This is a genomic window from Vibrio sp. R11-SG3-ISO3-SZ, from assembly GCF_059834345.1.
This window is the reverse complement of record NZ_JCBDGX010000078.1, coordinates 1-23,791: the sequence shown is the minus strand read 5'-3', so window position 1 is coordinate 23,791 and position 23,791 is coordinate 1. Positions and strand designations below refer to the sequence as shown.

Here is a 23,791-nt window from a genome sequence, read left to right as displayed (position 1 = left end):
GAGCCGGTCACGACATTATGACCGGCAATTTTTATTGTCCATTAAACCGAGCGGTTCACGAGCATGGTCTTAATGTGACCAATCGCTTTCGTCGGATTTAACCCTTTCGGACAAACACTTACACAGTTCATGATGCCGTGGCAACGGAAAACGCTAAATGCGTCATCAAGATTTGATAAGCGTTCATCTGTCGCCGTATCGCGGCTGTCAATCAGCCAACGGTAAGCGGCAAGTAGGCCCGCAGGGCCTATAAATTTGTCAGGATTCCACCAGAAAGACGGACAGGATGTCGTACAACATGCGCACATAATACATTCGTACAATCCATCCAAATGGGCACGTTCATCAGGAGATTGTAGGTTCTCTCTTGATGGGGGAAGTGCGCCGTCGTCAATCAAGAATGGCTTAACTTTCGCATAGTTATCATAGAACTGCGTCATGTCAACGATTAGATCACGCACGACAGGCAATCCCGGCAGTGGACGGATGACAATCTTGTCACCTTGCAATGCCGACAGCGGTGTAATACAGGCTAATCCGTTTTTACCATTCATGTTCAGACCGTCAGATCCACAGACACCTTCACGGCATGAACGGCGAAATGCAATCGTAGGATCTTGCTCTTTCAGAAGAATCAGAGCATCCAACACCATCATGTCAGAGCCTTCGTCGACCTCTAGAGTGTAGTCCTTCATATAAGGTTTGCTGTCTACATCTGGGTTGTAGCGGTACAAAGAGAAGTTTAGTTTCATGATTCAATCCTCCCTTAGTATGTACGTACTTTCGGCGGGAATGCTTCACGATGAACAGGTGTCATGTTGACATCACGCTTGGTCATCGCTTCGGTTTCCGGGTTATAAATTGAGTGACATAGCCAGTTGTTATCATCACGCTCAGGGAAGTCAAAACGGGCATGCGCTCCACGACTTTCCGTACGGTAGTTCGCTGCAACGGCAGTGGAGAACGCCGTTTCCATGAGGTTGTCTAGCTCTAAACACTCGATACGCTGGGTGTTGAACTCAGAAGATTTGTCCGCAAGGTGTGCGTCTTTTAAACGCTCACGAATGACTTTAAGCTCTTCGAGACCCGTTGCCATCGCGTCGCCTTCACGGAAGACAGAGAAGCTGTTTTGCATACACGTTTGCAAATCTTTGCGGATCTGAACTGGGTCTTCACCACCTTTACTGTTCTCCCAACGCATAGTGCGCGCCAGTGACGCTTCGATGTCAGACTCTGTCGCTGGGCGTGCTTCTGCTTGAGCCGCCAAAGTCTCGCCAAGGTGTAGACCCGTCGCTCGACCAAAGACCACCAAATCAAGCAGCGAGTTACCCCCGAGACGGTTAGCACCGTGCACAGATACAGAGGCAATTTCACCACAAGCAAACAGACCTTGAACTTCAACATCGCTGCCATCTGCCAGCTGTTTGATCGCTTGACCGGACACTTGAGTTGGTACGCCACCCATCATGTAATGACAGGTCGGGATAACAGGGATAGGCTCTTTAACCGGATCGACGTGAGCAAAGGTTCTAGAAAGCTCACAAATGCCTGGTAGACGCGATTCAAGCACATCTTTACCCAAGTGATCCAACTTGAGTTTGATGTGTGGACCCCATGGACCGTCACAACCGCGACCTTCACGAATCTCAATCATCATTGAGCGCGCGACCACGTCACGACCTGCTAAGTCTTTCGCATTCGGCGCATAGCGCTCCATAAAGCGCTCACCATCTTTATTAAGAAGATAACCACCTTCACCGCGACAACCTTCTGTAACCAGAACACCCGCGCCGGCAATACCAGTTGGGTGGAACTGCCACATTTCCATGTCTTGCATTGGCACACCAGCACGAAGCGCCATACCCACACCATCACCTGTGTTGATGTGTGCGTTAGTCGTTGAGGCATAAATACGCCCCGCACCACCTGTCGCAAGTACCGTAGCTTTAGATTTGAAGTAACAGATTTCACCCGTTTCCATGCAAATAGCGGTACAACCCATGATGGCGCCGTCTTGGTTTTTCACCAAATCAAGCGCGTACCACTCAGAGAAAATGGTGGTTTTGTGTTTGACGTTTTGCTGATACAGCGTGTGCAATAACGCGTGGCCCGTACGGTCAGCAGCAGCAGCAGTACGAGCGGCTTGTTCGCCACCAAACTCTTTCGACTGACCGCCGAAAGGACGTTGGTAAATGCTGCCATTGTCGAAACGAGAGAATGGCAGACCCATTTTCTCTAGTTCGATGACAGACTCTGGTCCGTTTTTACACATGTACTCAATGGCGTTTTGGTCGCCAATATAGTCCGACCCTTTAACGGTGTCGTACATGTGCCATTGCCAATCGTCTTTATGCGAGTTACCGAGCGCAACGGTAATACCGCCTTGCGCTGATACGGTATGAGAACGAGTTGGGAAGACTTTGGACAGCAAAGCACACGTCAGGCCTTGCTCTGAAATTTGCAGTGCAGCACGCATACCTGCACCACCAGCGCCGATTACTACGGCATCAAATTCACGAACTGGAATAGACACTTACGCACCCCACAATACAAATAGACCAGAGAAGAAATAACCCAATAGAATCGCGATCACACCCAACTGAAGCGCACCACGTAACTTGGCGCATTTGATGTAATCGGTCAGCACCTGCCACAAACCAATCCAACCGTGGATTAGGACAGACACGAGGGCGAGCATGGTGAATACTTTCGTAAACGTACCACCAAAGAACTGAGTCCAGGATATGTAAGAGATATCGGTGAAGGCACAAAAGCTCACCAGATAAATCGTATAGAGTGTCATGATGATGGCCGTAGCACGAATGAGTAAGAAATCGTGCACACCGTTACGACCAAAGGATGAGATGTGTTTTACCATACCATTACCCCCGCAAGTAGAGACAACACGGCTGTTGCTGCGAATGCAACCTTAGCGCTCATCGCGCCAGATTCCAGCTCTTCGAAATGACCCAAATCCATCAACAGGTGACGAATACCGCCTGCAATGTGATAGGCCAATGCCGTCAGAATGCCCCATAAGATGAACTTCACGAAGAAGCCATCGACGATGTCAGCGGCTTGCGCATAACCGACAGGGGATGATAAGGAAGTGTTTAATAACCAAAGTAAAATCCCGACCGCGACAAACGTAATCACACCAGAGACCCGGTGTAAAATCGATGCGATTGCTGTGATCGGAAAGCGAATGGTCTGCAAATCTAAATTAACAGGTCTTGACTTTCTTTCTTTCACGGGCTTGCTCACTCAGCTCCATTGAGCATTTATTGTTATGGATGAAATTTGGTTGCAAACCCACAAAAGCTAACATTTATTTAACACCCAACAGGTAATATACCCCAACTGAATTGTAAAATAATTGTTAACAACAAGATTCGAAACGTCACCTCACATTTGTTTCAGACCTTGAATTTATTAGGTTTACACCAAAATTTACAGCGTCACTATACGGCTCGCAACATTCTAATACAATTGATGTAACAATTTTTGCTACACAGAACAGATTTTTAACCTTACAGCTTCAAAAAATCAAAACAAGTGCACACATCAGAGTAGAAGAATTGACTTTAATACGGAAGACACGTACAAAAATGTCACACAAACATCCTGGATGGATTAATAATAAACAAAGGAGATTGTTATGGCAGATAAGAAAGCGACCCTTCATGTCGAAGGTCAAGCGCCGATCGAGCTGCCAATTATGGAAGGTGCCCTAGGTACTCCTGTAATTGACGTTCGTAAACTTGGAGCAAATGGATTCTTTACTTTTGACCCTGGTTTTCTTGCCACTGCATCTTGTGAATCTCAAATCACCTACATCGACGGCGGCAAGGGTATTCTTTTGCACCGCGGTTACCCCATTGATCAGCTCGCTAACAACGCTGATTATCTAGAAGTATGTTACATACTTCTTTATGGTGAAGCCCCAACACGTGAACAATATGAGCAATTCAAAAAGACAGTAACCCGTCATACGATGGTTCATGAGCAAATCGCTAGCTTCTTCCACGGCTTTAGACGTGATGCTCACCCAATGGCCGTCATGTGTGGTGTGGTCGGCGCTCTTGCCGCCTTCTACCACGACTCACTGGACATCAACAACGACGAACATCGCGAAATCACAGCGTATCGTCTACTTTCGAAAATGCCAACATTGGCGGCCATGTGCTACAAATACTCGATTGGCCAGCCATTCATTTATCCACGGAATGATCTCAGCTACGCAGAGAACTTCCTACACATGATGTTCGCAAACCCTTGTGAAGAGTACGAAGTGAACCCTGTTGTCGCCCGTGCGATGGATAAGATCTTTACTCTGCACGCTGACCACGAACAAAATGCGTCAACCTCAACAGTGCGTCTTGCTGGTTCTTCTGGCGCGAACCCGTTTGCTTGTATCGCGGCAGGTATCGCCTCATTATGGGGCCCTGCGCATGGTGGTGCGAATGAAGCCTGTTTGAAGATGCTCGAAGAAATCGGCAGCGTTGACAACATCCCAGAGTACATTGAACGCGCGAAAGACAAAGACGACCCATTCCGTCTGATGGGCTTTGGTCACCGTGTTTACAAAAACTACGACCCGCGTGCAACCGTGATGCGTGAAACTTGTCACGACGTACTTAAAGAACTCAACATTCAAGACCCATTGCTCGATGTCGCGATGGAGCTAGAACGTATTGCGCTATCCGATGAGTACTTCGTTTCGAAGAAACTGTACCCGAACGTCGATTTCTACTCAGGCATCATTCTTAAAGCGATTGGCATTCCTGTCTCGATGTTTACCGTTATCTTTGCGCTTTCTCGTACTATTGGTTGGATCGCACACTGGAACGAAATGCACAGCGACCCACTCAACCGTATCGGCCGACCACGTCAGCTCTACACTGGTGAAGTGCAACGCGACTTTCAGCCTATTCATGAACGTGAATAGCCTGTCATAAGAAACACAAAGGGTTGAGATCGTCTCAACCCTTTTTTGTTTTTTTGAGTATTCGCGCCCAGTTATACTGGATTATCGATGTCGATAAATTCAACCTCTAAGCCGTGCTGCGCGGCTAACCACTCCCCTAGAGCTTTCACCCCATATCGCTCAGTCGCATGGTGACCCGCGCTAAAATAGTGAATACCCCGCTCTCGCGCTGTGTACGTCGTTCGCTCTGAAATCTCACCAGAAATAAACGCATCCAGACCTTGGTTGGCAGCCAGCTCAATGAAATCCTGACCACCTCCGGTACACCAGCCAATGGTTTCAATCACACTGTCGCCGCTTTCAGGCAGAATATGCAGTGGCGGGCGATTGAGTGCTGCATCAATCTTGTGTGCTAACTCAGCGCCTGTCATAGGACGCCTTAAACGACCAAACATGGCGACGGATTGAGGGTGCCCTTCCAGTCCACCTTCTACATCGATATCCAGTAACTTGGCAAGCTCAGCGTTGTTACCAAGCTCCGGATGAATATCAAGAGGTAAGTGGTAACCGTACAAATTGATGTCATTTTTGATCAAGGTTCGAATGCGCTTTCCTTTCATCCCTCGAATGGGTTCTGGCTCACCTTTCCAAAAATAACCATGATGTACGAGTAGCGCCTGCGCACCTCGCTCGACCGCTTGCTCAATCAGGGCTTGCGATGCGGTGACGCCCGTCACGACCTTAGTGATCTCAGCTGCGCCTTCCACTTGTAAGCCATTCGGCGCGTAATCTTTGATTTGCTCTGGCGATAACTTTTGATTGAGGATTGCTTCGAGTTGTAAGTGATTCATGACCACATTCCACATTATCGGTTGTTTGCTCAGCGGCCAGTGTATGTCAAGCTAGTCCGCAGTGACAACCAAGCCCTAAAGAAAGATGACACAATTCACCCGATTCTATCAATGGCTGACCGCTACGCCGCCCTTGTTCGAGCTAACCCCGCCGTTTTGCTCACTCACGACCCTAAACCCCACCCCTTTGGACTCGCTGCCCTATACTGGCAACGCACGTTTGGGGTTCGTTTATCAATATTTGGTGACTCAAGCCTTAAACAACAGCAAGCGCTATGACGTCATGTTGGATGAATTGCAAATTCAAAGCCCAGAGGGAAGAACCTTGGGCGCGATTGATTTGATTGTTTATGACCACCAAACCTCTCAGCATCAGCACTGGGAGCTGGCCATTAAGTTTTACTTACTCCACAACGGCCGATGGTATGGGCCGAATGCACACGATCAACTGGATAAAAAACTCGACAGAATGCTCAATCACCAACTATTGATGAGCCAAACGGCGGCGTTTGTTGAGCAATACCCACAATATCAAACACTGGAGAGTAAGTTGTTACTTCAGGGCCGCCTCTACATCAATCCATTTCAGCCTGAGACCATTCCTAGCCACTGCCTAGGTTATGCGCTTAACCCAAGTCAAATCAGTGGCTACTGGTGCTATGCAAGCCAATGGGAACAGATCAATAAGCCACTGTTCTCTTTGGATAAGCATCAATGGGCGGTGGGCAACCGCGAGATGGGAGAGCCCGTGACGCTCGACTCAGAGCGATTTGTCCATGCACAAACGCAAGACGGAGAGTTTTGGTTTATTGTTCCTGATACTTGGCCAAACTGACGTCAAACGCAGAGTGACGATGGCTCTCACAACCCGACAGCAAGTCGCTAAGTGAAAGATAACGTGGAATATCATATGGCAGGTAATAAAGCAGCACAAACAAAAAAGGCTACCCGAAGGTAGCCTAGTTTGGTGTCTCCTGTGACTGAAAACGAGAGCGTCGCTATTATAGCCCTGCGTCAGCAAACACTTGATTCACGATCTGCTGTGCTTCCGCTTCAATCTGCTTAAGATGCTCAGCCCCTTTGAAACTCTCACAGTAAATCTTGTAGATCTCTTCCGTACCGGATGGACGAGCCGCGAACCAACCGTTATCGGTCGTGACTTTGAGACCACCAATGGCCGCACCATTGCCTGGCGCATGCGTCAAGCGAGCAGTGATAGGATCGCCCGCCAAGGTTTGCGCACTGACCATTTCCGCAGATAGCTTTTTCAACACCTCTTTCTGTGGCCCATTTGCGACCGCTTGAATTCGGTTGTATTGAGACTCGCCATGCTTTGCCGCCAACTCTTCGTAGTACTGCTGTGGATTCTTGCCGGTGACGGCAGTGATCTCAGCGGCAAGCAAACACAAGATGATGCCATCTTTATCTGTTGACCAAGGTGTCCCATCTTTACGTAAGAATGACGCGCCAGCACTCTCTTCGCCGCCAAAGCCAAACTTACCTTCATACAGGCCATCCACAAACCATTTGAAACCGACAGGTACTTCACACAGCTCACGTCCTAAATCCGCCACAACACGGTCAATCAAGGCGCTTGAGACCAAGGTCTTGCCCACGGCGACATCTTGTTCCCATCCTTCACGATGGCGGTAGAGGTAATCAATGCAGACAGCTAGGAAGTGGTTAGGATTCATAAGCCCTTTTGGCGTCACGATGCCGTGGCGATCGTAGTCAGGGTCGTTGCCAAACGCGAGATCATATTGATCTTTCAGCGCGAGCAGCCCCGCCATAGCGTACGGTGATGAGCAGTCCATACGAACCACACCGTCTTTGTCTAACGACATAAACTGGAACGAGGGATCAATCGCTTCGCTAACTAAAGTGAGGTTAAGGTTGTAAGTGGATGCGATTTGACGCCAGTAATCAATACCACTGCCACCGAGTGGATCAACGCCGAGGGTCAAATTCGCTTTTTGAATCGCTTCCATGTCAATCACATTGACTAGGTCGTCCACATACGGTTTCACCAAGTCGACTTCAGAAAACAGTTCAGAGGTTTTCGCTTCTGCCAACGGCATGCGCTTCACGCCTTGTAAACCCTCTGCGATCAACACGTTCGCGCGATCCTGAATGGCTTTGGTTAGGGCATCTTCTGCTGGGCCGCCATGCGTCGGGTTGTACTTAATTCCGCCATCTTGCGGTGGGTTGTGAGAAGGCGTGATCACAATACCGTCCGCTTTTTGCTCATGCTGGAGGTTGTAACTCAATATCGCATGAGAGACGCCAGGCGTCGGCGTGTAGCCGTTGTCTTGCTGCGCAATCACCTTGATGCCATTGGCAACAAGCACTTCAACCACCGTTGAGAACGCTGGCTCTGACAACGCGTGTGTGTCCTTACCGACAAACAATGGCCCGGTGGTGCCTTTCTCGGCACGCACTTCTGCGATGGCTTGGGCAATCGCCAAAATATGATGCTCGTTAAACGTAGATTTGTCTGCACTACCACGATGGCCTGACGTACCGAACTCCACTTTATGATCTGGGTTGCTCGCTTCAGGTTGAAGTAAAAAGTAGTTTGCCACTAAGGCAGGGATATTATGCAGATCTTGCTGCTGAGCCTTTTGTCCCGCTCTCGGGTGCATAGCCATGTCGACATCCTTTCTTAAATTGGGAAGAAAACAAAAAACCTCATAATACTTGAAGTTATTCGTGCATTATGAGGTTTAAATCCGATTTCTTTGACGGTGATTACAAGTTTCTAAATCGAGTTAATCACTTTCTCAATCAGATCGGCGGGGAAATTCATGCGAGCCATCAATTGCTCAACCATTTGGCGTTTACGGCTCGTGTTGTTGTTGGTGATCACCCAAAATGGCGTGCCAGGAATCGCCTTAGGCTTGGTCGTATTGCCACTTTCTAACAAGGTCGCTTCATTGTCAGCGAAATAGACACGTTTACGACCTTTCACTTGTGTTGCTTCTGAAAAACCAGTTGGGTCGATTCGATGAAGAGTAGAGAGTACTAGCATAAAGCGGTCAATCGCTTTCTTCAGCCCTGCAAACTCATCGGAAATCAGCAGTGAGCGCATCGCTTTGACGCTATCCACACGCTCTTCAAACACAGCGTCTTTACTGACAACCACGCCTTTCTTTGCTGTGGGCGTTGTTGCGAGCGACTCCGTTTGCTGGCGGTCAGCGTTTAGTAAACGACGGAGAATATCAGAAGCACTCTCCCCAATATGCTGGGTCTGACTTGCGATGTAACGGTATAGATCCTCATCAACCTCAATTGTTTTCATTCGCTTTTCACAATCTCTATGTTTAAACTCTTGGGGATTATAGCGAGATCTTCGCGCAGACTCTACGTTAAACCCACACGAATAAACAAAAAACGAAGTTTTAAAATGTCACCATTGCTCAACTACAAACTTGAAGGACAAGGACCCACCGTTGTTCTGCTTCATGGCTTATTTGGTAACTTGGACAATCTCGGTTTACTGGCGCGCGATCTGCGTGAAGACCACCAAGTGCTAAGTGTTGATCTTAGAAATCATGGCCAGTCTTTTCACAGCGACGAACACAATTACGATGTGTTGGCCAGTGATGTCCTGCGTTTGCTCGATCATTTGAGCATTGAAACCGCGATCGTCGTAGGGCACTCGATGGGCGGTAAAGTCGCCATGGCGCTGGCCGGATTGGCCCCAACTCGAGTACATAAGCTGATCGTGCTCGACATGGCGCCAGTGCGATATACACAAGCAAGACATGATAATGTCTTTAAAGGACTAGAAGCCGTACTCGCAGATCGGCCACAATCTCGTCAGCAAGCCCTATCCCTTCTAGCGCAGCACATTGACATCGGTGGCGTCAGGCAGTTTCTGAGCAAGTCGCTGTATAAAGAAGGCGATCATCTCGCGTGGCGCTTCAACGTAACGAGCCTAAAAAACAATTACTGGGATATTTTAGGCTGGCAATCCTTATCCCCAGTAGATGTCCCGACCCTCTTTCTCAAAGGAGGCGAATCGGATTACCTTACCGCCGAGCATCAACCAGCGGTTCAGGCGCAATTTCGCCACGCTAAAGCACACGTTATTGCCAATACAGGTCATTGGTTGCACGCAGAAAAGCCCGCTGAAGTATTGCGCGCGATTCGCAAGTTTATTGGCTAGCCATCGAATACGCGTTCAATCTCTCCTGACCGTTAACTTTACGAGTTAACAATGGTATAGTGCAGCGCAAGTAATTTGGCATAAGGGATTCCATGCTTTACGACTATATGAACATGCTTGAGTCGATAGGTCTCGACTTGCTTTTTGCGTCTATCTTTTTTCTCATCGGTATGGCGATAAAAGATGTACTCAAAGCGGGAAATGTCCCACCATTTGGTCGTCGAATTGTATGGTTAGTCCTATTCCTGGGCTGCGCTGGCTTTATTGCCAAAGGCATCATTCAGCTTAGCTGGGAAGGTGGTGGTCTGGGGTAACAGGCCAAACGCGGTTCGCCATTTGGCCCGCCACAACACGTAAAAGTAAAGGTAACGAATCTATGGCAAGTGTAGGTATCTTCTTTGGTAGCGACACAGGTAACACTGAAGCTGTTGCGAAGATGATTCAAAAGCAACTGGGTAAACAACTGGTTCACGTTCAAGATATTGCCAAAAGCAGTAAAGAAGACATTGATAGCTTCGATCTTCTGCTTTTGGGTATTCCTACTTGGTACTACGGTGAAGCACAATGTGACTGGGATGACTTTTTCCCAGAGCTAGAGCAAATCGATTTCTCGACCAAGTTAGTTGCGTTATTTGGTTGTGGCGATCAAGAAGATTACGCAGAGTACTTCTGCGACGCCATGGGCACAGTACGTGATATCGTTGAAGCAAAAGGCGGTACGATTCTCGGTTACACCTCAACCGATGGTTACGAGTTTGAAGCATCAAAAGCCCTAGTTGAGGGTGACGATAGCCAATTTGTCGGTTTGTGTATCGACGAAGATCGCCAACCAGAATTGACTGAAGACCGCGTTAACAACTGGTGTAAGCAAATCCATGAAGAGATGTGCTTAGCTGAGTTGGAAGACTAAGCTGACCTTTTAAAAAAACCTCCATCTTTGGAGGTTTTTTTGTACTTAATCCAGTCTGTTATGCCGATTGAGGCGCCTGTTCCTCATCCCTAAACTTCGGTTTTTTACGTACATACAACTTACGTTGTACTTCCGATACCACCATACCGTTGCTGTCTTTTACATGCGTAATGAACTCTGGAAAGCACTTGTCGCCCCCTGCGGTTTGAGTCAGGATATCATCAAGCATCTGCTGAGAAATCAAGAAATCGGCGTGCAAGTCACTTTGTCCCGGCTTGATGAAGTTGATGCTCGCTTCTTTGTCCCACACGTAATATTGCTTGCCCAAAATCCCCATCAGCATTAACGAATAGACGGGATCGGTCAGGGAAAAAATGCTGCCCCCATATTGGGTACGATTGGCATTCTTGTTCCACCAGCGTAACTTGAGCTTCATCTTCACCTCACGAAAGTCTTCACTGATCGACACAATACGAATCCCAGCCCCCCAAAACGGTGGCCAAATATTAAGGGCAAACTTCACAACACTGGGTTTATAGATCTTTTCAAGTAGCGTAGACATCCGTGAAATCCTAAACTGTTTACATTGCCAAAACGTTAACAAACTGTAACTCATTAGACCAGTACTATAAGTGACCGCTCGCTAGTTTATGATAAAACATGAGTAACCCTTTGAGATTCGGGTTTATTGTTATTAACGAGTACCCTATAATGATTGGAATATTGGATTCTGTTTAATGCCGCAGAACATCAACAGGAAAGTATATGTCAGATAACAACCAAGCGCTGAAGGATGCCGGTCTTAAAGTCACTCTTCCGCGACTCAAAATTTTAGAAGTATTACAGCAACCAGACTGCGCGCACATCAGTGCTGAAGATTTGTACAAGAAACTCATCGATCTGGGTGAAGAAATCGGTCTGGCTACTGTTTACCGCGTTTTAAACCAATTTGATGATGCTGGCATTGTGACCCGTCACCACTTTGAAGGTGGAAAATCAGTCTTCGAACTGAGCACTCAACACCATCACGACCACTTAGTGTGTCTAGACTGTGGTGAAGTGATTGAATTTTCAGACGAAATCATCGAAGAGCGTCAACGAGAGATCGCCTCTCTGTACAATGTCCAGCTGACCAACCACAGCTTGTACCTATACGGTAAGTGTGGCGATGGCAGTTGTAAAGACAACCCTGACGCGCACAAACCTAAAAAATAACAGTAGATCAGTGCAAAAGCTAACTAGGCACTGTCTCTTTTCTGCTGATTAAAAAAATGCCAGTCATCAAGACTGGCATTTTTTATCGCTCACTGGCGACTCTAATAGGATTCGTTGCGCTTACTGAGCTTCAATCTTAGCCCAAGTATCACGCAAGCCAACGGTACGGTTAAAGACCAACGCCTCTGGCTTAGAGTCTTTCGCGTCCGCGCAGAAATAGCCCATACGCTCGAACTGGTAACCTTTCTCCGCTTCAGCGTTGGCTAGGCTTGGCTCAACAAACCCATTCATCACCATCAGTGAATCAGGATTGATCGTCTCAGCAAAGTTGTCCGCTGCGGCTGGATTTGGCACAGTAAACAAGCGATCGTAAAGGCGAATTTCAGCCGGTAAGCCCTTATCTGCTGATACCCAGTGAATCACACCTTTCACTTTACGGCCATCCTCAGGATTTTTGCCGAGTGTTTGGTCGTCGTAGCTGCAGTAGATAGTGGTGATATTACCTTGCTCGTCTTTCTCGATACGCTCAGCCTTAATGACGTAAGCACCGCGAAGACGCACTTCTTTACCAAGAACTAAACGCTTGTACTTTTTGTTGGCTTCTTCACGGAAGTCTTCACGCTCAATCCAAACCTCACGAGTAAACGGCACTTGGCGCTCACCCATCTCAGGCTTGTTAGGGTGGTTGGCGACCGTTAATGTCTCTACGCGCTCTGGCTCAAAGTTCTCGATAACCACTTTAACAGGGTCCAGTACCGCCATCGCACGTGGTGCGTTTTCGTTCAGGTCATCACGAATACAAGACTCAAGCGAGCTCATTTCGATCATGTTGTCTTGCTTGGTCACACCAATGCGCTTACAAAACTCACGAATAGAGCCCGGCGTGAACCCTCGGCGACGTAAACCAGAGATGGTTGGCATACGAGGATCATCCCAGCCGCTCACCAACTTCTCTGTCACTAGTTGACTTAGCTTACGCTTAGACATTACCGTGTATTCAAGATTCAGACGACTGAACTCATACTGGTGTGGCTGACTGTCAATCGTGATGTTCTCTAGCACCCAGTCGTACAGACGTCGGTTGTCTTGGAACTCCAACGTACACAAAGAGTGAGTGATCCCTTCAAGAGCATCAGAGATACAGTGTGTGAAGTCGTACATTGGGTAAATGCACCACTTGTCACCGGTCTGGTGGTGAGTTGCAAATCGAACGCGGTAAAGCACAGGATCACGCATCACCATAAACGACGAGGCCATATCGATTTTGGCGCGTAGACAAACCGTTCCCTCTTCAAAACCACCCGCACGCATTTTTTCAAATAGCGCGAGGTTCTCTTCAACACTGCGGTCACGATATGGGCTAGGTTTGCCCGGTTGAGTCAACGTACCACGGTACTCACGAATCTGCTCAGGACTTAGCTCTTCAACATACGCTAAGCCTTTGTTAATTAATTCAACCGCGTACTCGTAAAGCTTGTCAAAGTAGTTGGATGAGTAACAAATCTCACCATCCCACTCAAAGCCTAACCAGCTCACATCATTCTTAATCGACTCAACGTATTCGACGTCTTCTTTTTCTGGGTTCGTGTCATCAAAACGCAGATTACACTTGCCCTGATAGTCTTGAGCAATACCAAAGTTTAAGCAAATTGACTTAGCGTGACCGATATGAAGGTAGCCGTTTGGCTCCGGCGGAAAACGAGTATGCACGCTAGTGTGTTTACCATCCGCTAAATCTTTATCAATGATTTGGCGAATGAAATTCGATGGACGAGCTTCAGCTTCACTCATCTATAGCACCTCAATTGTTTTAGTATTGTTCAGAAAAATTTCTCTAAAGGGAAAAGTCCTTTAGGGCATATAGCGGGTAATGATCCACAATTCTAAGCGGATACACAACAAGAACAGGTCTTTTCTTGAGAAATAATAAGTGTTGATAAACGATGCCCGATAAAGCGCGCAGTTTTCAACCAACATAGCCCGGTCCAAACGAGATTTTGGGCCGCAAAAGAAAGAGCCTCCCAATGGGGAGGCTCCGTTTTAATTGTCTTTAGACTCGATTAAGAAGGCAGTTGCACTGGCGTCAGATCTTCATCGGCTGGAATGTTTTTCATTTCGCCGGCAATGATTTCCGCAAGTGGGCCAAGGATAACTTGAAGGTTGTTCGCGCCAAGTTTAACCACACCCATTGCTCCTAGGTTTTTCAACACTTTCTCATCAACAATGCTGGTATCTTTGATAGTCAGACGTAGACGAGTGATACAAGCGTCGATGTTAGTTAGGTTCTCATGGCCACCTAGTGCTTTTAGGTACTGTTTAGCCAACTCAGATGAGTTCTCAGAACCTGAAACTTCAGTAGCTTCGTCGTCTTCACGACCTGGTGTTTTTAGACCAAACTTCAGAATAACGGTACGGAACACTGCGTAGTAGAGACCGAAGAACACAAGACCTTGTACAATCAGCATGTACCACTTAACCGCCAGTGGGTTACGCGTTGATAGTACCATATCCACGAGACCAGCCGAGAAGCCGAAGCCTGCAATCCACTCCATTGATGCAGCGATATAAACAGAGATACCTGTTAGCAACGCGTGCAATACGTACAGTAGCGGAGCTAGGAACATGAATGAGAACTCTAGAGGCTCAGTCACACCTGTGAAGAAAGAAGCAAAGCCTGCTGCGATCATGATAGACGCGACTTTTTCTTTGTTCTTCGCTTTAGACGTGTGGTAAATCGCTAGCGCTGCACCAGGTAGACCAAACATCATGATTGGGAAGAAGCCCGCTTGGTACATACCCGTTACACCTGGGATTGCCGTACCTTCAGCGATGGATTTCGCACCACCTAGGAAGTTAGGAATATCGTTGATGCCCGCCACGTCGAACCAGAATACTGAGTTCAATGCGTGGTGTAGACCGACAGGGATAAGTAGACGGTTAAAGAATGCGTAGATACCAGCACCGACTTCGCCCAAACCTTGGATACCTTCACCAAAGCTCACTAGACCGCCGTATACTGATGGCCATACATACATCAATACGAACGATAGGAAGATACCTGCGAACGATGTCATGATAGGTACAAGACGCTTACCGGAGAAGAACGCGAGCGCTTTGTGCAGCTCAACATGTGAGAAGCGGTTGTAGATTTCTGCCGAAATGATACCCACTAGGATACCCACGAACTGGTTTTGAATACGACCGAATGCCGCAGGGACTTCGCTTGCATCAATACCTTGGATTTGAGCAACGGCACCTGGAGAAAGCAGTTTCGTCACTACGTACATCATGACGAGACCAGCCAGAGCAGCGGCACCGTCTTTGTCTTTAGATAAACCGTAAGCCACGCCCACAGCAAATAGCCATGACATGTTATCGATAATAGCGGCACCAGCCTGAATCAAGAAACCAGCAAGTGCGCTGTTTGCGCCCCAACCGTTTGGATCGATCCAGTATCCAACACCCATTAGTATTGCTGCAGCAGGTAGCGTGGCGACAGGCACCATTAACGCTTTACCTACTTTTTGGAAATAACCAAGAATATTCACCTTAAGTTCCCCCTATAGGATTTTTAATTGGTCGAGTAACTTTTTTTAGTTGCTCAATTTAGTCCTTGTCAGTTTATGATATTAATTTTGCTCCGCAAATTAAAAGCTCATCATTTGTGATCATAATCACCAGATACAGGGGTATTTCGAGGTTTTTGCTAGCCAGATCATAAAACTTATTTTACAATGCGAATAAATGAGATTTATCGGCTAGTATCAGTGCATAAGTCAGAGGCGGAAACATAGTAAAAACTCATGGATAACATGATGTTATTACGACATTTAAAGAGAAAGACAAACAGAAACTCGCCCTGACACTGTCTTAGGACAGAATTCAAAACTGAACCAAGTCAGCGTAAAATGACGCTTCGGCTGGTAAAGATATTTCGCGATCTAATTGAAGTTTTCAAATAAAGTTGTCGGATCAATTCATTGCTCTTCAGTTTGATCTATAAAAGAATGAGAAATGTGACCCTAACTCGTTGACGGGTCTATACCTATAAGGATTTGCTGACCATGTATGCGCTAACCAACTGCAAACTCTACACCGGCAGTGACGTTCTAACGAACCACGCTGTGATTGTGAACCAAGGGCTCATTGAGGCAGTTTGCCCCGAAGACACTCTGCCACAGACGATCAAAACCATCGACCTAAAAGGCGCAAACGTCAGTCCAGGTTTTATCGATCTGCAACTGAACGGGTGTGGCGGCGTAATGCTGAATGACGAAATCACAGCGCAGACTATGCAAATCATGCATCAAGCCAATTTAAAATCGGGCTGTACCAGTTACCTGCCGACTCTGATTACCTCTTCCGATGAAGACATGCGCTCCGCCGTCGCGGCGGCTCGCGAGTATCACGCTCAATATCAAAACCAATCTCTCGGTCTTCACCTTGAAGGGCCTTATCTCAACGTAGCGAAAAAAGGCATTCATAGTGTCGACTATATTCGCCCTTCCGATGACAGCATGATTGACTTTATGTGTGACAACGCCGATGTCATCGCTAAAGTCACACTCGCGCCAGAGCACAATGACGCCGCTCATATTGAACGCTTAAGTGCAGCCGGCATCGTGGTCTCGATTGGTCACACGAATGCCACCTATGCACAAGCTCGTCAAAGCTTCGATTCAGGGGTGACGTTTGCCACTCACCTCTTCAATGCCATGACCCCAATGGTTGGCCGAGAGCCAGGGGTGGTCGGTGCGATTTATGACACGCCAGGTGTTTACGCGGGCATCATTGCAGACGGCTTCCACGTCGATTACGCCAACATCCGAATTGCGCACAAAATTAAGGGTGAAAAATTAGTATTAGTGACCGATGCCACAGCTCCTGCAGGCGCTGACATGGATTACTTTATTTTTGTAGGTAAGAAAGTATATTACCGGGATGGCAAGTGTGTCGATGAACATGGCACACTAGGCGGTTCAGCCTTAACCATGATTGAAGCAGTTCAAAACACGGTTGAGCACGTCGGTATCGCTCTGGACGAAGCCCTTCGCATGGCAACCCTTTACCCTGCGAAAGCAATCGGTGTAGACAATAAACTGGGTCGAATTAAAAAAGGCTTAGTGGCAAACCTCACCGTATTCGACCGCGACTTCAACGTCCAGGCGACGGTAGTAAACGGACAATACGAGCAGAATTGAGAATGAATGGCGGACAAATAGGTAACGTAGATCTAGTAAAGCAGCTCAACAGCGCAGCAGTGTATCGGCTGATTGACCAACAAGGGCCAATCTCTCGCATCCAGGTGGCCGATGTCAGTCAGCTCGCGCCCGCCAGTGTTACCAAAATCACCCGCCAACTCTTAGAACGTGGTTTGATTAAAGAAGTCGCTCAGCAAGCCTCAACCGGAGGACGCCGTGCGATTTCTCTTACCACAGAAGTGGAGCCCTTCCACTCTGTGGCTGTCCGTATCGGCCGAGACTATTTGCAATTTAGCCTCTATGATCTCGGCGCTAAAGAGCTCGCTAGCGATTATCAAGAGTTTTATTACACCACCCAAGACGAACTGGCAGAAGGTTTGGAGTCTCAACTTAAAGCCTTTATCCAAAGTCAGCAAAGCCACATCAATCAGTTGATCGCCATCGGTATATCCTTACCCGGTCTCGTCAATCCTGAAACCGGTGTGGTCGAGTACATGCCGAATATTTCAATCAACAACTTTACCCTAGCAGAGATGATTCGCGATCGTTTCCACGTCGAATGCTTTGTCGGTAACGATGTCAGAGGGATGGCGCTGGCTGAGCACTACTTTGGCGCCAGCCAAGATTGCCAAGACTCAATTTTAGTCAGCGTACACAGAGGAACGGGCGCGGGCATCATCGTCAATGGACAAGTGTTCCTTGGCTTCAACCGCAACGTTGGCGAAATTGGCCACATTCAAATCGATCCTCTCGGGGAGCAGTGCCAATGCGGGAACTTTGGCTGCCTCGAAACGGTGGCGGCAAACCCTGCCATTGTCGAGCGCGTCAACAAACTCATCAAACAAGGGTATGAGTCTACCTTAACCACACTCGACAGCATCACTATTGCGGATGTCTGTGAACACGCCAACTTAGGCGACGAGCTGGCAAAACAGAGCCTGGTTCGAGTCGGCAACCAGTTAGGTAAAGCGATCGCAATTACCATTAACTTGTTTAACCCGCAAAAAATCGTGATTGCCGGTCAAATCACCCAGTGTGAAGAGATCCTCTTCCCAGCCATTCGCCGCAATGTTGAAAATCAATCCCTCACGACCTTCCATAAAGATTTGCCTATCGTGGCGTCACAGATTGATAAGCAACCGACACTAGGCGCCTTTTCAATGATCAAGCGTGCTATGCTGAACGGTGTTTTGTTACAAAAATTGTTAGAAGATTAACGTCTTATCACTTGAAGTTAGATAGAATACCGGGCTACTAGACGTAGCCCGTTTTTATAGGATTATTTACACCGCTATGGAACTCGTACTGATCTCCGCCGCGTTTCTCGCCGGCTTTCTCGCGCTCAAGTGTAACCTGCCTCCCTTGGTAGGCTTTCTGCTGGCTGGTTTTGGCCTGCACGCCTTGGGGTTTGAATCGAATGACACCTTGGTGCTGCTGGCCGATCTGGGTGTCACGCTGCTGCTGTTTACCATCGGACTTAAGCTCGACATCACAACCTTACTCTCCAAAGAAATTTGGGCCGGCGCAACACTGCACAATCTTCTGTCTACCGCGATTTTTTCTGTTGCGCTTTTTTGCTTTAAATTTCTTGGGATCAGTTCCCTGGCGAGCATGGAGGTGGAGCAAATTGTCCTGCTGAGCTTTGCACTCTCCTTCTCAAGTACCGTATTTGCAGTGAAATCATTGCAAGAGAAAGGGGAAATGAACGCGACCTATGGCACCTTGGCCATCGGTATTTTGATCATGCAAGATATCTTTGCCGTGGTGTTTCTCACCGCTTCAACCGGCAAGCTGCCTGAATGGTATGCCGTAGCACTGTTTGCCTTACCGCTGCTTCGCCCCCTATTCTATAAGGTTCTAGACTGGGTTGGCCACGGCGAAATGCTGGTTCTGTTCGGCATCTTCTTTGCGCTAGTGGTGGGCGCGGGGCTGTTCGAACTGGTGGGCATGAAGCCTGATTTAGGGGCACTGATCTTAGGAATGCTACTGGCTGGTCATGCCAAAGCGTCTGAGTTAGCAAAGTCCCTATTTAACCTCAAAGAGCTGTTTTTGGTCTGCTTTTTCCTCAACATTGGTCTGTCTGAGCAGCCAACACTAGCCGGATTTGCTCTAGCTATCCTCTTCTTGCTGTTGCTGCCGTTAAAAGGCGCGCTCTATTTCATTATCATCAACGCCTTTAAATTCCGCGTCCGCACTTCTCTACTCGCCTCGCTCTGTTTGTTTAACTTCAGTGAGTTCGGCCTTATCGTCGGCGGCCTTGCATTTAAAATGGGTTGGATGAGCGGCGATATCCTGGTGGCGCTTGCCCTTGCGGTCTCCATCTCTTTTGTGATTGCGGCACCTATCAACCGCTACGGCCATGCCCTCTATCAACGCTCAAGCCGCTGGCTCAAGGAGCACGCCGCAGAATCGCTGCATAGTCGAGACCAGCGCATTAATCCTGGCCATGCTCAAGTTCTGATTTTAGGCATGGGTCGAATTGGCACCGGTGCCTATGATGAGATTCGAGCTCGTTACGGCAAGATCAGTCTGGGTATCGAGGTGCGTGAAGATGCCGCTCGCCAGCACAAAGCGCAAGGGCGTAACGTGATCGCCGGAGACGCAACCGACCCCGATTTTTGGGAGCGTATTTTAGACACCGCCAACGTCAAACTCGTGCTACTGGCAATGCCGCATCACCAAGGAAATCAGATCGCGCTGCAACAGTTACAACAACGCCACTTTAAAGGGCAGATCGCGGCAATTGCCGAGTATTCAGATCAATTGGATGCTCTCGTTGAGCAAGGCGTCGATGCCGCCTTTAACATATACAATGAAGCTGGTAGCGGTTTTGCGCGCCATGTGTGTGAGCAGCTAAAACCGCAATTTAGCTCTATCCGCTAGCACGCTTGCTCGTCAAGGTGACAGGCTACCTCTCGAGGTAGCCTTTTTTATTTTGAACAAAAAACAGCCAAAACCTAGATCTCATTTACAATAACAACCATTTAATTAGATATTTTTTAACAGCAAAGCCTCTTTGATATTTTTTTTATCAATCTTGGTTGCATTTTTTAATCAGAATGGCAAATTGAAGTTAACAGATTAAACGAAATTCAAAGGGAAGTAGTATGTGTTCGATTTTTGGTATTTTAGATATAAAAAGTGATGCGTCCGCTTTGCGCCCTGTGGCGTTGGAAATGTCTAAAAAGCTGCGTCACCGTGGTCCAGACTGGTCCGGTATCTACTCATCAGATAACGCGATCCTTGCGCATGAGCGCTTGGCAATTGTCGGTCTGAACAGTGGGGCACAACCGCTCTACAGCCCAGATAAAAAACACATCCTTGCCGTCAATGGTGAAATCTACAACCACAAAGAAATTCGTGCTCGTTACGAAGGTAAATACGATTTTCAAACCGACTCTGACTGTGAAGTTATCCTCGCTCTTTACCAAGACATGGGGGCGGACCTACTGGAAGAGCTAAACGGTATTTTTGCCTTCGTTCTTTATGATGAAGAGAAAGATCAATACTTAGTTGGCCGAGATCACATCGGTATTATCCCGCTTTACCAAGGCTACGATGAGCACGGCAACTATTACGTTGCATCGGAAATGAAAGCTTTGGTGCCCGTTTGTCGCACCGTAAGTGAATTTCCACCGGGCAGTTACTACGGCAGCAGCGATACAGAGCCTCAACGCTACTACATCCGCGATTGGAATGAATTTGCCGCCGTTGAAAACAACACCACCAGCAAAGAAGAGCTCACTGAAGCGCTAGAAGCCGCGGTTAAACGTCAGCTCATGACCGACGTGCCTTATGGCGTACTTTTGTCCGGGGGTCTCGATTCGTCCATCACCTCCGCCGTGGCGAAACGTTTTGCCGCCATGCGTATTGAAGATGATGAGCAGTCTGAAGCTTGGTGGCCACAACTGCACTCGTTTGCGGTCGGCTTGGAAGGCGCACCTGACCTCAAGGCTGCTCGTGAAGTGGCAGAGCAAATTGGGACCGTTCACCATGAGATGACCTACACCATCCAAGAAGGGCTTGATGCGATTCGTGATGTGATTTACCACATTGAGACCTACGATGTGACGACTATACGTGCGTCAACCCCGATGTTCTTAATGGGACGTAAGATCAAAGCTATGGGAATTAAAATGGTGCTCTCGGGCGAAGGTGCCGATGAGATTTTCGGCGGATACCTCTACTTCCATAAAGCACCCAACGCAAAAGAGTTCCATGAAGAGACCGTGCGCAAGTTACTCGCTCTGAACATGTTTGACTGTGCTCGCGCAAACAAGTCCCTTGCGGCTTGGGGTGTGGAAGGTCGCGTGCCATTCTTGGACAAAGAGTTTATCGATGTCGCGATGCATCTCAACCCGAAAGATAAAATGTGTGGTAACGGTAAGATGGAAAAACACATCTTGCGTGAGTGCTTCGAACACTACTTGCCAGAATCAATTGCATGGCGTCAGAAAGAGCAGTTCTCGGATGGCGTGGGTTACAGCTGGATCGATACGCTAAAAGCGGTAGCGGAAGAGAAAGTCACAGATCAGCAGATGGAAACCGCTGCGTTCCGTTTCCCGTACAACACGCCAACCACCAAAGAAGGCTACGTCTATCGCGAAATCTTTGAAGAGTTGTTCCCACTTCCTTCAGCAGCTGAGTGTGTACCTGGTGGTCCATCGGTGGCGTGTTCATCGGCAAAAGCGATTGAATGGGATGAGTCGTTCAAAAACTTCGCAGACCCATCAGGTCGCGCAGTGAAAAGTGTGCACAACGAAGCTTACTAAATCACGCTAGAGCGCTAACGACAGCCTAGTGACAAAAAGGCTCCCCAGTGAAACTGGGGAGCCTTTTTTACCAATCGAACTCACTAAACTGGACATCTTGCTGACTAAACATCGAAATCTTGGTTGCCCACACTCACTTCGACGTGTTGATTGAGAAGCTTGACCAATAAAATCGATCGCAACTCCCCATCTGATTCTTTAAAGATGGCCTCAACCCCAGCAAACGGGCCCGTTAACACCGACACAGGCTGCCCAGCTTTAGGGATCCCTTGGTTGTCTTGTGGCTGCATCGATTCCATCGACTTTAACCCTTCAATCAAATCTGGTGAAACCACTTGAGGCATTGCGCCCCTGCGGACAAAATCCACCACACCGCGCGTCGAGCGTATGGTGGTAAACGCCGGTCCCTGTTGTGGGTCAAAGCAGATAAATACATAACACGGGAAAAGGGGTTCTGGCTTGGTTTGTCGCTTACCTCGGCGAATCGCAGTTCGTGTGATCACGGGGTAATAACACTCAACCTTCTGATTTTCTAAATGCTGTTGAGCGCGTTCTTGTTCGCCACGTTTGCAATAAAGTAAGTACCACTGCTTCATCTTAGTTCGCCAATCTATCGTTTTGCGCCATCCTACCATTCTCGTGACCATGGGGGAATTCGTGAGCGTTTGTCATCACCTTAGTACTGGGTTTTGTCTGTATGCTTTCGCCTCAGGGAACATGGTATTGTGCTCTCTGCTCTCGATGAGCAAAATTATGCTATAACCTAGTCACAGTCCGAGCCAGTTGTTGGCCTTCCCACTAGGATACTTCGAATGCATAAATGGCTACTCTCTTGTGTTACTTTGTTCTGCAGCGCTTTACAAGCGGAGCCCCTTTACTGGCACGCCAGTAAAGGGGCGTTAGATTTTCATATCATTGGTTCGGTTCACGTCGGTGACGACAGTATGTACCCACTCCCGTCCCCTATCAGCGTAGCACTCGAACATAGTGACGGATTGATCGTCGAAACCGATATCCACAACGGTCAAGCCGTCAGCTACCCGCAACAGACGATCAGCAGCGCAGAGATCTTATCCGCCGAACAAAAACAAGAGCTCTCTGGCATTGCCAATTTGCTGAGCCTCAATGAAGCGCAACTGCTTGCGTCGCCTCCTTGGGCTAGTGCGCTGACCATTCAAATGCGCCAAATTGAGTACCTCGGATTTCAAGCCAGTAAAGGCGTCGATACCTACCTGCTGACCCAAGCGAACAATCTTAATGTTCCGGTGCTCTCTTTAGAAAGCATGCAATTTCAAATCGATATGCTGGCAAGCGATCCTGACGTAGGCCAAGAGATGCTGACTAGCATGATCGAGGACTTTGATCACTCTGAACACATGGCAAAATGTTTAATCAAAAGTTGGATCGCGGGTGACAAAGCGCAGCTCGAAGAGTTTGCTCAGTTAACCAAGATGTCACCCGACTTTGAGCAAGCATTTTTAATTGACCGAAACCTCGACTGGGCGACCAAACTCAGCAGCCCAAACTGGCTACCCAACTCCGAGGGCAGCTACGTGGTTGTGGTGGGCGCATTGCACCTGGTCGGAAAGCACAACTTGATTGAACTGCTGCAAGCTCAAGGATTCGAGATTGAGCAACTCGCCCAAACCACCCCCGCTGGCTGTGAATTTAAGTATTAATGGAGTAAGAGGCGATAAACCACTCGTCTAGACGTAAAAAGCCCCGCTATTGCTAGTGAGGCTTTCGG

The 23,791-nt window shown here is 48.0% G+C and carries 22 protein-coding genes; 11 read left to right on the top strand and 11 right to left on the bottom strand.

Translation table 11 applies throughout. From position 1 onward, the window contains the following. Window positions 1-41: 41 nt before the first annotated feature. Genes AC6R1O_RS10110 through sdhC form a run of 4 tightly spaced genes read right to left on the bottom strand, consistent with a single transcriptional unit; the run spans window position 42 to window position 3,264 of the window. A complete protein-coding gene (locus tag AC6R1O_RS10110) occupies window positions 42-752 on the bottom strand; it encodes a succinate dehydrogenase iron-sulfur subunit (RefSeq protein ID WP_334555202.1) in 711 nt (236 codons plus the stop codon). Between the two features lie 14 nt (window positions 753-766). After that, window positions 767-2,533 (bottom strand): succinate dehydrogenase flavoprotein subunit, encoded by a 1,767-nt coding sequence (gene sdhA, locus AC6R1O_RS10105; RefSeq protein ID WP_334555201.1) that lies wholly within the window; start codon window positions 2,531-2,533, stop codon window positions 767-769. Next, window positions 2,534-2,878, bottom strand: a complete 345-nt coding sequence (gene sdhD / locus AC6R1O_RS10100; protein WP_334555200.1) for a succinate dehydrogenase, hydrophobic membrane anchor protein — start codon at window positions 2,876-2,878, stop codon at window positions 2,534-2,536. Continuing rightward, window positions 2,872-3,264 (bottom strand): succinate dehydrogenase cytochrome b556 subunit, encoded by a 393-nt coding sequence (sdhC, locus tag AC6R1O_RS10095; RefSeq protein WP_500633876.1) that lies wholly within the window; start codon window positions 3,262-3,264, stop codon window positions 2,872-2,874. Before sdhC ends, sdhD begins: the two co-directional genes overlap by 7 nt. 394 nt (window positions 3,265-3,658) lie before the next feature. Between sdhC and AC6R1O_RS10090 the strand changes: the two genes are divergently transcribed. Continuing rightward, window positions 3,659-4,948: a citrate synthase gene (locus tag AC6R1O_RS10090; RefSeq protein ID WP_500630659.1), complete on the top strand. Its 1,290-nt coding sequence runs from the start codon at window positions 3,659-3,661 to the stop codon at window positions 4,946-4,948. A gap of 71 nt (window positions 4,949-5,019) precedes the next feature. On the opposite strand, the gene AC6R1O_RS10085 is transcribed toward AC6R1O_RS10090, so the two are convergent. Next, window positions 5,020-5,778, bottom strand: coding sequence for a Nif3-like dinuclear metal center hexameric protein (locus AC6R1O_RS10085; RefSeq protein ID WP_487903179.1), 759 nt, complete (start codon window positions 5,776-5,778; stop codon window positions 5,020-5,022). Between the two features lie 85 nt (window positions 5,779-5,863). On the opposite strand from AC6R1O_RS10085, the gene AC6R1O_RS10080 reads away from it, so the two are divergent. Further along, entirely contained in the window at window positions 5,864-6,613 is a 750-nt protein-coding gene (locus tag AC6R1O_RS10080; RefSeq protein ID WP_500633877.1) for a DUF1853 family protein, read from the top strand. Between the two features lie 166 nt (window positions 6,614-6,779). On the opposite strand, the gene pgm is transcribed toward AC6R1O_RS10080, so the two are convergent. Together pgm and seqA are read right to left on the bottom strand one after the other, a co-directional pair. After that, the gene (gene pgm / locus AC6R1O_RS10075) at window positions 6,780-8,426 is read right to left on the bottom strand and encodes a phosphoglucomutase (alpha-D-glucose-1,6-bisphosphate-dependent) (RefSeq protein WP_500633878.1); all 1,647 of its coding nucleotides are present in this window, start codon (window positions 8,424-8,426) and stop codon (window positions 6,780-6,782) included. Between the two features lie 110 nt (window positions 8,427-8,536). Further along, window positions 8,537-9,076 (bottom strand): replication initiation negative regulator SeqA, encoded by a 540-nt coding sequence (gene seqA, locus AC6R1O_RS10070; protein ID WP_334555194.1) that lies wholly within the window; start codon window positions 9,074-9,076, stop codon window positions 8,537-8,539. 105 nt (window positions 9,077-9,181) lie between these two features. On the opposite strand from seqA, the gene AC6R1O_RS10065 reads away from it, so the two are divergent. The 3 genes from AC6R1O_RS10065 to fldA all read left to right on the top strand — a co-directional run bounded on the left by AC6R1O_RS10065 (window position 9,182) and on the right by fldA (window position 10,856). Next, window positions 9,182-9,946 (top strand): alpha/beta fold hydrolase, encoded by a 765-nt coding sequence (locus AC6R1O_RS10065; protein WP_500630661.1) that lies wholly within the window; start codon window positions 9,182-9,184, stop codon window positions 9,944-9,946. A gap of 92 nt (window positions 9,947-10,038) precedes the next feature. Further along, window positions 10,039-10,260 carry a DUF2788 domain-containing protein gene (locus AC6R1O_RS10060; protein WP_053440537.1) on the top strand — a complete coding sequence of 74 codons (222 nt, stop codon included), beginning with the start codon at window positions 10,039-10,041 and terminating at the stop codon, window positions 10,258-10,260. Between the two features lie 62 nt (window positions 10,261-10,322). Continuing rightward, the gene (gene fldA, locus AC6R1O_RS10055; protein ID WP_500626425.1) at window positions 10,323-10,856 is read left to right on the top strand and encodes a flavodoxin FldA; all 534 of its coding nucleotides are present in this window, start codon (window positions 10,323-10,325) and stop codon (window positions 10,854-10,856) included. Between the two features lie 58 nt (window positions 10,857-10,914). Here fldA and AC6R1O_RS10050 read toward each other — a convergent pair whose 3' ends face one another. After that, window positions 10,915-11,418, bottom strand: a complete 504-nt coding sequence (locus AC6R1O_RS10050) for a DUF4442 domain-containing protein (protein ID WP_334555191.1) — start codon at window positions 11,416-11,418, stop codon at window positions 10,915-10,917. A gap of 203 nt (window positions 11,419-11,621) precedes the next feature. On the opposite strand from AC6R1O_RS10050, the gene fcrX reads away from it, so the two are divergent. Further along, window positions 11,622-12,071: a ferric iron uptake transcriptional regulator FcrX gene (gene fcrX, locus AC6R1O_RS10045; protein WP_334555190.1), complete on the top strand. Its 450-nt coding sequence runs from the start codon at window positions 11,622-11,624 to the stop codon at window positions 12,069-12,071. Between the two features lie 120 nt (window positions 12,072-12,191). On the opposite strand, the gene glnS is transcribed toward fcrX, so the two are convergent. Then, on the bottom strand, window positions 12,192-13,862 hold the full coding sequence (gene glnS, locus AC6R1O_RS10040) for a glutamine--tRNA ligase (RefSeq protein WP_500633880.1): 1,671 nt from the start codon (window positions 13,860-13,862) through the stop codon (window positions 12,192-12,194). Between the two features lie 269 nt (window positions 13,863-14,131). After that, window positions 14,132-15,619: an N-acetylglucosamine-specific PTS transporter subunit IIBC gene (gene nagE / locus AC6R1O_RS10035; RefSeq protein ID WP_487903173.1), complete on the bottom strand. Its 1,488-nt coding sequence runs from the start codon at window positions 15,617-15,619 to the stop codon at window positions 14,132-14,134. Window positions 15,620-16,135: 516 nt separating this feature from the next. Here nagE and nagA point away from each other — a divergent pair. The 4 genes from nagA (at window position 16,136) to asnB (ending at window position 22,044) form a co-directional block, all read left to right on the top strand. Continuing rightward, window positions 16,136-17,272, top strand: coding sequence for an N-acetylglucosamine-6-phosphate deacetylase (gene nagA, locus AC6R1O_RS10030; protein WP_500633881.1), 1,137 nt, complete (start codon window positions 16,136-16,138; stop codon window positions 17,270-17,272). 2 nt (window positions 17,273-17,274) lie between these two features. Next, complete coding sequence (nagC, locus tag AC6R1O_RS10025) at window positions 17,275-18,489, top strand: DNA-binding transcriptional regulator NagC (protein ID WP_334555186.1); 1,215 nt, start codon at window positions 17,275-17,277, stop codon at window positions 18,487-18,489. 76 nt (window positions 18,490-18,565) lie between these two features. Then, on the top strand, window positions 18,566-20,155 hold the full coding sequence (locus AC6R1O_RS10020) for a cation:proton antiporter domain-containing protein (RefSeq protein WP_500633882.1): 1,590 nt from the start codon (window positions 18,566-18,568) through the stop codon (window positions 20,153-20,155). 224 nt (window positions 20,156-20,379) lie between these two features. Next, on the top strand, window positions 20,380-22,044 hold the full coding sequence (gene asnB / locus AC6R1O_RS10015) for an asparagine synthase B (RefSeq protein ID WP_500656934.1): 1,665 nt from the start codon (window positions 20,380-20,382) through the stop codon (window positions 22,042-22,044). A gap of 104 nt (window positions 22,045-22,148) precedes the next feature. Here the strand turns inward: asnB and rfaH are convergent, their stop codons facing one another. Beyond that, complete coding sequence (rfaH, locus tag AC6R1O_RS10010) at window positions 22,149-22,640, bottom strand: transcription/translation regulatory transformer protein RfaH (RefSeq protein ID WP_500628873.1); 492 nt, start codon at window positions 22,638-22,640, stop codon at window positions 22,149-22,151. A gap of 216 nt (window positions 22,641-22,856) precedes the next feature. On the opposite strand from rfaH, the gene AC6R1O_RS10005 reads away from it, so the two are divergent. Further along, window positions 22,857-23,723: a TraB/GumN family protein gene (locus AC6R1O_RS10005; protein WP_500633883.1), complete on the top strand. Its 867-nt coding sequence runs from the start codon at window positions 22,857-22,859 to the stop codon at window positions 23,721-23,723. Window positions 23,724-23,791: the final 68 nt, after the last annotated feature.